The following is an 8,805-nucleotide window of genomic DNA, read 5'->3' on the forward strand; positions in this document are numbered from 1 at the left end:
ATTTTATATCGTGAAATCCCAAAGATAGGGATATATGCCGGAAGCTTAGATGTGAAGTGGATCCATAAGATAGTCATCTTTTTAGTTATCGCGACGCTTGCCATAGTGCAGTACTACCGTGTTAGCGGAAATCGCGTGATAACGGCAATTACACCAGACAAATATGAGTTTATTGCAACCAGTGATCAGGTCGATAGAGGCGTGAGTACGTCTCAATTATCCTTCGCTAATGGGCAGTACATTCTTGATTGTGAACTGAAAGAGTCTGAGTACCCTTGGCCTTATTGTGGCTTGTCGATTCGTATTGACCCAGATATTACGGTTGGCCTCGACCTTTCCCAGTATCACACTTTTAGAGTCAACATCGATTACCACGCGGAAGCGGACTCTAGCGGCCGTTTACGAACCTACCTACGCAATTACAACCCTGCTTATTCGGTTCCGGATAATGAGTACACGCATAAGTACAATGGCATGGAGTTTTCTCCAGGTGTCGATGGCGGCGTGATTGAAATACCGATTAAAAACCTTCAAGTGATGACATGGTGGCTTGCAGATAATGACATCGCGCTAGAGCACTCTGCTCCCGAGTATTCCAACGTAAATATGGTGGAGTTCGCGACGGCATCAGGCGCAAAACTTGGGCATCATCGCATTGTTATTCGTAGTATCGAATTTGAGGGCTCTTACATCACCGCCGAGAGCTTGTTCTTAATCTTGCTGTTTGTTTGGGTTGGTACTGGCACCGTATTCTTAATTTCAGAGTTACACAACTCGCGCAAACGTATGGTGATTGCCGAGAAAAGACATCATCATCTCAAGAACGTTAACCGAGCATTAAGAGAGCAAAACTTTGAGTTCTCGGAAATGGCGCATCGTGATGAATTGACTGGAATCCTTAACAGGCATGCGATTCGAGACTGGCTGAAGATGCAGTCACAACATGTCAAACAAGGGCACGGTAAGTTAAGCATGCTCTATCTTGATATTGATTACTTCAAGAGTGTGAACGACAAATACGGCCATCAAATGGGTGACCATATTCTAAGAGAATTTAGTATGGTGGTCGGTAGTGCAATCAGCCCGACAGATAAATTGGTGAGATGGGGTGGTGAAGAGTTCATTGTTTTTTGCCCTGAGACTGATCTTGGCGAAGCGCAAAGAAAAGCTGAGAAAATTCTCCTCTTAGTTAGCCAACATCTTTGGGTTCATGGTGACCCACTGACCTGCAGCATTGGTGTTGCTGAAATGAAGCAAGAGAGGGTGACAGAGACGATTGCTCGCGCTGACGAGGCGCTCTATCAAGCTAAACACTCAGGACGCAATCAGGTGATCTTGAGCCACTAATCTGCAAATTATTTTGATTGTTTTATAAGCCACACGTGCATATGTGACGTGTGGCGTTTTTGTGGGCGCTGTATGAGTTTACTCTCTAGAGTTTTTGTTGGTTTGTTTGGATAACGTATTGAAATGATCTCATTGTTCTTTAAATGTTTGCTTGGTGCTGCAGCGGTTTTGTTGATTGCACTGTTGTCGAAAAGTAAGAGTTTTTATGTATCAGGGCTTGTACCTTTGTTTCCTACTTTTGCCTTGATTGCTCATTATATTGTCGGCACAGAGCAAACCATGGTAGAGCTGCGTACTGCCGTACTGTTTGGCCTGTTTTCTCTGGTGCCATACGCGGCTTATTTAGGGGCTGTGTACGTGTTTAGCTATCGCTACAGCTTAGTGTCGACTCTGTCGCTGGCAACAGTGGTGTGGGTGCTGTGCGCCTCTATGTTGCTTATCGGCTGGACGCGTGTTGTGCCGAGTGTGGCGTAAGAAGGCGTTATCCAAATGGGAATGGTTGCTTGATAGGTATGCAAAAACCCAAACAAAAAAGGTGGCGAGGAGCCACCAAAAAGGGAAATCGTTTTATTATTCTTTCTAAATGCCCGCTTAGTGATAACCTCAAGTAAATGATGGCTTCACATTGAGTGGGCATTTTTATACTGGCTGAGCGGGGGAACTGCAGCCAGTTTCGTCAGAGCATTTGCTTATGCAGATCTCTTATCAGTGTTTATTACCAGAAGATCCAAGCGAATAGTGTTAGCACTAGGATACAAACTAGGTTTAGAACCATACCAATTCGCATCATCTCTTTCTGCTTGATATGACCTGAACCAAATACAATCGCGTTTGGTGGTGTTGCAACAGGTAACATGAAGGCACAAGATGCAGCGACAGCGATTAATGCAGACAGGATAACTGGCGACATACCTAATGCTTCAGCAATGGTGGCGAATACAGGTACTAACAATGCTGCACTTGCTGTGTTACTCGCAAATTCTGTTAGGAATACCACGAACGCGACTACCGCTAGAATTGTTAGCAGAACGCCTGCTGTCTCTAAGAAACCACTTAATGAATGCGCTAGGAATACACTGGTGCCAGTCGCTTTAAGGATGTTGCTTAGACAGATACCACCACCGAATAGAATCAATACACCCCAGTCGGTTGTCTTCTCAACATCTTTCCATTCCACTGCTCTAGAAGCGCCAAGCAGTACGATTGCACCAATTGCAACTAAGCTATCGAACTTAGAGAAGCCACCGATCATTGCGTTGATTGGTTTACCGAAAATCCACAGAGTCACGGTGAGTAGGAAGATAGACAGTGTGATTTTCTTGCTGTTTGTCCATTCTACTGGCGCGTGGTCTAGCTCGAACTTATGGTTAAGTTTTGGCTTGGTCATCACGTAAAGAATCAACATTGCGATTGGCAATAGAATCATCGAGATTGGTAGGCCAAGTGCCATCCACTCTGTGAAGCTAAGGCCAACTTCTGCTGCAGCGATAGCGTTCGGTGGGCTACCTACTAGGGTTGCGATACCACCGATAGACGCACAGTAAGCGATACCTAGTAGCACGAACACGTAAGTATTGCGATCTTCGCTTTGGTCTACTTTGTTCATGATGCCAAGAACCAGAGGAAGCATCATTGCGGTTGTTGCTGTGTTAGAAATCCACATCGACAAACCAGCACTCACACCGAATAGCATGAATACCGCGACCGACATTCTGCCTTTTGCGATCAACAGAACTTTGTCAGCAATCGCTTTATCAAGTTCTTGCTTGTTTAGCGCGGCAGCAAGAGCAAAACCACCCATAAATAAGAAGATGATTGGGTTAGAGAAGTTCGCCAATGCCGCGGGTGTGTTGAAGACACCAAACAGGACAGCCAAGAGTGGAACAAGCAGAGCGGTGATGCTGACATGAATAGCTTCGGTTAACCATAGAACCGCAACGAACACGAGAATACTCAAACCAGTATTGACTTGTGATTCGAAAGGAAGAGTGTTGAGCAAGAGTGCGAATAGCGTGAAATTACCAATTAATATCATGCTGTTGCGGGTAAACAACCAGTGTTTCAGTGTAGTAACAAGTGCCGTCATAAGGCGCTCCTTTTGTTTATCCTCGTTTATGGATGCACTTGCTTCATAGAGCTGTGCTTATTGTTTTTCGAGGAATATTGACTTCATGTAGGGTTGGGCTTTGTTGAGGGAATGTTACTTAAGTTAATAAAGAGGTGTTGGTGTGTTTTTGTGTAACAGTAGGGAAATGTGAGGCAACAAATTCAAAATGTGTAGATTTCTACACATCGGTCTCTGAAGGGGCAGAAATAGGGCTTGGAATTGGTGATATTTCTTGTTTTGGGCTAGGTTGAATCGGCTCTTTCGGGCCAAGGAATTTCGGGGTTGTACCCATAATATATAGGTCGAGGAAGGCTTTGGTACGAGCAAACACTTCACGTAAACGTATTGATGTTCCGGAGTGGTGAGTCGGCCCGGAAACCGCCAAACATTGCGCGTGAATGTCATAAGAGTTGGCGATGAATAGCGCTCGTTCACAGTGGAATTTTTGAGTGATGATTAGGAAGTTGTCGGTATCGAAGATCTTTTTCGCACGAACAATCGAGTCTAAGGTTCTAAAGCCCGCGTAGTCGAGGTTGATACGTTCATCAGGAACCCCCGCTTTTAACAAGTCGCGCTTCATTGTCCATGGCTCATTGTAAGAGCGGTGAGCGTTGTCGCCACTTAATAGAAATTGGTCGACTTTTTCACGGTCGAACAGTTCTATTGCCGCTTCAATACGGTGTTTGTAATAGTCGTTGAGCGTTCTACCCAAGTATTTGCTGGTACCCAGCACGACGGCAACCTCTACTTCTGGCACCTCATCGATGTCATAGATGATGCGGTCTTCGGCTTGCCACGAAACCCAATAATCGATCGCAATAACTGTAGCGCTGCCTATCAAGAACACAATGAAAGCGCCATACAGAAAACCTTGCAGTTTTTTGTATGCTTTTAATAAGTAGTTACGGCAAATGTGAGAATCGAATTTCACTCTCGGCATAGTCCTTTGACTGAGCATTATTTTTTGAGTGCTCGATAATACCAAATAAAAATGAGAAAAATCAGTTAAAAAGACAAGACAATGTAAAGAAAAAAGCCCCTGCAATGGCAGGGGCTCTTGTAAGAGTAGTATTTGAGAACAAGTACGCTCTATTAGAATGCAGTACGCTTGTAGCGACGGTAAACCGGCTGCCAGAAGTGCTGGTCAATCGCTTGTTGTAGTGCTTCTTCAGTGATTTCTAGTGCAACACCTTGTTCGATCGCTTTCTTACCAACAGCAAAAGCAATCTTCTTAGATACAGTGTGGATCTCTTCCAGTGGTGGAAGTAGAGCACCAGAACCATTGATTGCTAGTGGAGAACACGTCGCAAGTGCACGGCTCGATTCCATTAGCATTTCGTCAGTGATGCGTGAAGCGTTCACAGCCAACACACCAAGGCCAATACCTGGGAAGATGTAGCTGTTGTTACACTGAGCGATTGGGTAAGTTGTGCCGTTGTGAACCACTGGCTCAAATGGGCTACCTGTTGCTACTAGTGCTTTACCATCTGTCCAACGAATGATGTCGTTTGGTGTTGCTTCAACACGGCTTGTTGGGTTCGATAGTGGGAACACGATAGGGCGTTCGCAGTGAAGGTTCATCTCTTTGATGACTTCTTTGCTGAATAGACCCGGTGCACCAGATACACCAACCAATACTGTTGGTTTAGCGTGACGAACAACGTCTAGTAGAGAGAAACCAGTACCATCGCTTTCCCAGTCTTTCGTGTTCGCGCTGGTTTGAACTAGGCGCTGTTGGAAATCAAGCAGGTTCTGCATGCCTTCCTGTAGTAAGCCCCAACGGTCAACCATGTATACTTGAGAGCGTGCTTGCTCGTCGCTGATACCTTCAGACACCATTTGAGCAATGATCGCTTCTGCGATACCACAACCTGCAGAGCCTGCGCCCAAGAAGGTGATACGTTGGTCTGAAAGTTTGCTGTTTGCTGCTTTACATGCTGCAAGTAGAGAACCCACAGTTACCGCTGCTGTACCTTGGATATCATCGTTGAAACAACAGATGCGATCTTTATAGCGCTCAAGTAGAGGCATTGCGTTCTTCTGTGCGAAATCTTCGAACTGAACTAGCGCATCAGGCCAACGACGTTGAACGGCTTGGATGAACTCTTCAACGAATGCATCGTAATCAGCACCTGTGATACGAGGGTGACGCCAGCCCATGTACATTGGGTCAGCAAGACGTTGAGGGTTGTTTGTACCAACATCTAGTACGATTGGTAGCATGTAAGCTGGGCTGATGCCGCCACACGCGGTGTACAGTGCTAGTTTACCGATTGGAATACCCATGCCACCGATACCTTGGTCTCCCAAACCAAGAATGCGCTCACCGTCCGTAACCACGATAACTTTAACATTGTGGTTTGTCGCATTATTCAGTAGATCATCGATACGATCGCGGTTCGGGTAAGAGATAAACAGACCACGACCACGACGGTAGATATTTGAGAAGTTCTCACATGCTGCGCCAACCGTTGGCGTGTAAATGATAGGCATCATTTCAGAGATGTGGTTTTGAACTAAACGATAAAAAAGCGTTTCATTAGTGTCTTGGATGTTACGAAGGTAGATATGCTTATCCATATCACTTTCGAAGTTACAATATTGTTTATATGCACGTCCAACTTGCTCTTGGATTGTTTCCGTTGTTTCCGGTAACAAACCTTCAAGGTTAAAAGAGCTACGCTCTTCAGCAGTGAATGCGCTGCCTTTGTTTAGAAGGGGTGTACTTAGTAGAGCAGGACCAGCATAAGGGATATATAGAGGGCGTTTATCGTTGTTCATTGGATGCCTAATATGGGAGAAAGGGTAACTGAAAAATGATAACGGTTTAGTTATTCAATTGTAAATAGTTTCTCCCCGATCTTGGCAAACAAAATGATATTCTTTCTCCTATCCCACAGTTATCGAATTCTAACGTCATAATTCGTTATACTTTGCTCACATTTTTTCGCGGCTCTCTCTTTTTATGTCTCAACTTCCCATCGATAGCTATCAAAGTACTTTCCATCAACAGATCGCCGATTCTCACCTTGTTGTAGAAGCTGAAACCGGTTCGGGTAAATCAACGCGTTTGCCAATTTGGGCATCTCAACATGGGCGTGTGCTGGTGGTTGAGCCAAGAAGAATCGCTTGTACATCGTTAGCTAAGTTTCTAGCGAAAGAATCGGGTGAGAAGCTGGGCAGCAAAGTGGGTTACGCCATCAAGCTTGAAGCACAATACAATGAGCAGACTGATGTAGTGTTCGTTACGCCCGGGATTGCCTTGCGTTGGTTAGCGGAAGATGGGTTAGCGAGTTTTGATGTAATTGTGGTGGATGAATTTCACGAAAGGCGTTGGGACATCGACTTGCTGGTGGCGATGCTTAAGCAGAAAGCGAGTCACCGTTTGGTCATCACATCGGCAACCATCGAAGGGGAGCGCCTCGCTGGATATCTAGAAGCGAACAGGATCAGTTGTGAGGGACGAACTTATCAGGTTGATATCGAGCACAGAGCAAATGAATCTAGGGCTTTGCCAGATAGTCGACATCTAGAGCAACGCATCGTTGAAGAGGTGAATCATCAACTTATTGCATCGCACGGCGATATCTTGGTTTTCCTTCCGGGCAAGAAAGAGATTGTGCAGTGTGAGCAAGCGTTGGCAAAACATCCGGATCTGCAAGTTGTTAAATTGCATGCCTCGGTGAGTGACAAGGAGCGAGACCTCGCGTTATCTGGTCGCAATACGGGTAACGAAAGTGGTGATAGAAACGATGGCAGAGGCTTGCGAAAGGTCATTCTCGCAACCAACGTGGCTGAAACCTCGCTAACCATTCCCGATATTGGTGTGGTGATCGATTCTGGATTGGAAAGAAGAACGGTTCAACGTAATGGCAGAACTACCTTGATGCTGAAATCCATATCACGCGCGAGTGCCAAGCAACGTGCCGGGCGTGCGGGTAGGGTAATGGACGGTGTTTGTGTTCGTTTGTATGGTGAGCATGCGGCATTAGAATTAGTCACACCACCTGAATTGCAGCGTGAAGAGTTGACTGAGCCGATGTTGGCAGCGGCATGCAGTGGCTTCACTTTGGAGAGTTTGTCTTTCCTCGATCCCATTCCAGAAAAGTCGTTACACAGCGCAACACAAACTTTGCTGACGATGGAAGCGATTGACCACGACCATCAAATTACCGAGTACGGTAAAAAGCTATACCCACTGCCGATTGATGCCTTGTATGCCGATATTGTTACCCGTATTAAAACCAAAGCATTGAAAGAGGCGATGGTCGATCTCACCGCCGCATTGTCTGTACCTGCTCGTTTATATCAGTTACCCAATAATGCTGAACATTTGGAAGCGCTCGCTCAGCAAGAAAAAGAGGGCTGTGATTTAACTTTGTTGATTCAGATTGTGCGTGGTTGTGATTATCCACACCTAGAAATCGACCAACAAGCTTTGGCGGAAGCACAAGGGCTTGCCGAGCAAATGCGTGAAGTGTTTGAGCTTCCTCAGTTGGAAGTTGCCTCTCGCTACCAACGTACCGCTCTACTTGAAACCATCATTAAGCTGCATCCTGAGTTGGTGTTTGTACGTCGTTTAAAAAGAAGAGAGGCGTTTGCTAACGGTTCACTAGAGGTGGTGCTTGGTCGACAAAATCGTTTTCCTGATAATGCGCAGGCTATGTTGGTGTTTGATACTCACAGCCTTCCCGGGCGAGGAGTTAAGCAGACACTGACTCTCGCAACGACCACAGCACCAATTGCGCTTGAACTGATGGTTGAGGCGGAACTTGGCGAATGGCAACAGGGCGAAACCGTGGTCAATGATGATGGTGTGTTTACCGAGATGGATTTGGTGTACGCAGGTCGCACAATCACGACAAAACTGGTTGCAGCAGAAGGTCAGTTGTCCTTAAAGCCCATCGTGGGTCTGGTGGTAACTGGTACTCAGCTTCCTGGTTTTGCTGAGGCTCGCACTCGAGAGATCAAGCATTGGCAGCTGTACGTCAAACTTGGGCTGGATGAGCAAACCAAGTTTACCTCCGATATCGAGCAACTGAGTTTTGAATCGTGGTTTATTGAGCAGCTTGAAGTGCTAGGAGTTACCGATGTCAGTGAACTCGAAATGTTTGACGCATCGGACATTCCTTTTGAAGGTATCCCTAGTTGGCTATATACAGAGTTCGCTGAAAAGTACCCGTTTTCGCTCACTCTTGCTGACTTGAACTTGGAGGTTGAGTACCTTGTGGGAAGAAAGCTGATTTACGTTCATTATCAGTCGGGTAGTAGAAAATCACCGCCGAAAAGATGGGAATTACCGACTTGGTCTGGCTGGCGTATTCAGTACAAAAAGGCGAGCCGAATTATTG

6 protein-coding genes are annotated in these 8,805 nt (G+C 45.8%); 3 read left to right on the forward strand and 3 right to left on the reverse strand.

Annotated features, from left to right (window positions below):
* Positions 1–51 precede the first annotated feature (51 nt).
* Both BCT81_RS19490 and BCT81_RS19495 read left to right on the forward strand, forming a co-directional pair.
* Positions 52–1,347: a GGDEF domain-containing protein gene (locus tag BCT81_RS19490; protein WP_102425533.1), complete on the forward strand. Its 1,296-nt coding sequence runs from the start codon at positions 52–54 to the stop codon at positions 1,345–1,347.
* Between the two features lie 123 nt (positions 1,348–1,470).
* Positions 1,471–1,821 carry a GlpM family protein gene (locus BCT81_RS19495; protein WP_102425530.1) on the forward strand — a complete coding sequence of 117 codons (351 nt, stop codon included), beginning with the start codon at positions 1,471–1,473 and terminating at the stop codon, positions 1,819–1,821.
* Positions 1,822–2,062: 241 nt separating this feature from the next.
* Here the strand turns inward: BCT81_RS19495 and BCT81_RS19500 are convergent, their stop codons facing one another.
* The 3 genes from BCT81_RS19500 to BCT81_RS19510 all read right to left on the reverse strand — a co-directional run bounded on the left by BCT81_RS19500 (position 2,063) and on the right by BCT81_RS19510 (position 6,235).
* Positions 2,063–3,433 carry a DASS family sodium-coupled anion symporter gene (locus BCT81_RS19500; RefSeq protein ID WP_008222995.1) on the reverse strand — a complete coding sequence of 457 codons (1,371 nt, stop codon included), beginning with the start codon at positions 3,431–3,433 and terminating at the stop codon, positions 2,063–2,065.
* Positions 3,434–3,632: 199 nt separating this feature from the next.
* Complete coding sequence (locus BCT81_RS19505) at positions 3,633–4,385, reverse strand: ElyC/SanA/YdcF family protein (protein ID WP_032498702.1); 753 nt, start codon at positions 4,383–4,385, stop codon at positions 3,633–3,635.
* Positions 4,386–4,546: 161 nt separating this feature from the next.
* Positions 4,547–6,235, reverse strand: coding sequence for an NAD-dependent malic enzyme (locus BCT81_RS19510; RefSeq protein WP_102425531.1), 1,689 nt, complete (start codon positions 6,233–6,235; stop codon positions 4,547–4,549).
* A gap of 184 nt (positions 6,236–6,419) precedes the next feature.
* Between BCT81_RS19510 and BCT81_RS19515 the strand changes: the two genes are divergently transcribed.
* The coding region (locus BCT81_RS19515; protein ID WP_102425532.1) for a helicase-related protein at positions 6,420–8,805 on the forward strand (2,386 nt) is incomplete at its 3' end.

The organism is Vibrio sp. 10N.261.52.A1 (assembly GCF_002876325.1).
Classification (GTDB): Bacteria; Pseudomonadota; Gammaproteobacteria; order Enterobacterales; family Vibrionaceae; genus Vibrio; species Vibrio chagasii.

Coding starts and splice junctions, on each gene's coding strand:
- BCT81_RS19495 (WP_102425530.1), top strand. CDS start 1,471: ATGATCTCATTGTTCTTTAAATGTTTGCTTGGTGCTGCAGCGGTTTTG.
- BCT81_RS19500 (WP_008222995.1), bottom strand. CDS start 3,433: ATGACGGCACTTGTTACTACACTGAAACACTGGTTGTTTACCCGCAAC.
- BCT81_RS19510 (WP_102425531.1), bottom strand. CDS start 6,235: ATGAACAACGATAAACGCCCTCTATATATCCCTTATGCTGGTCCTGCT.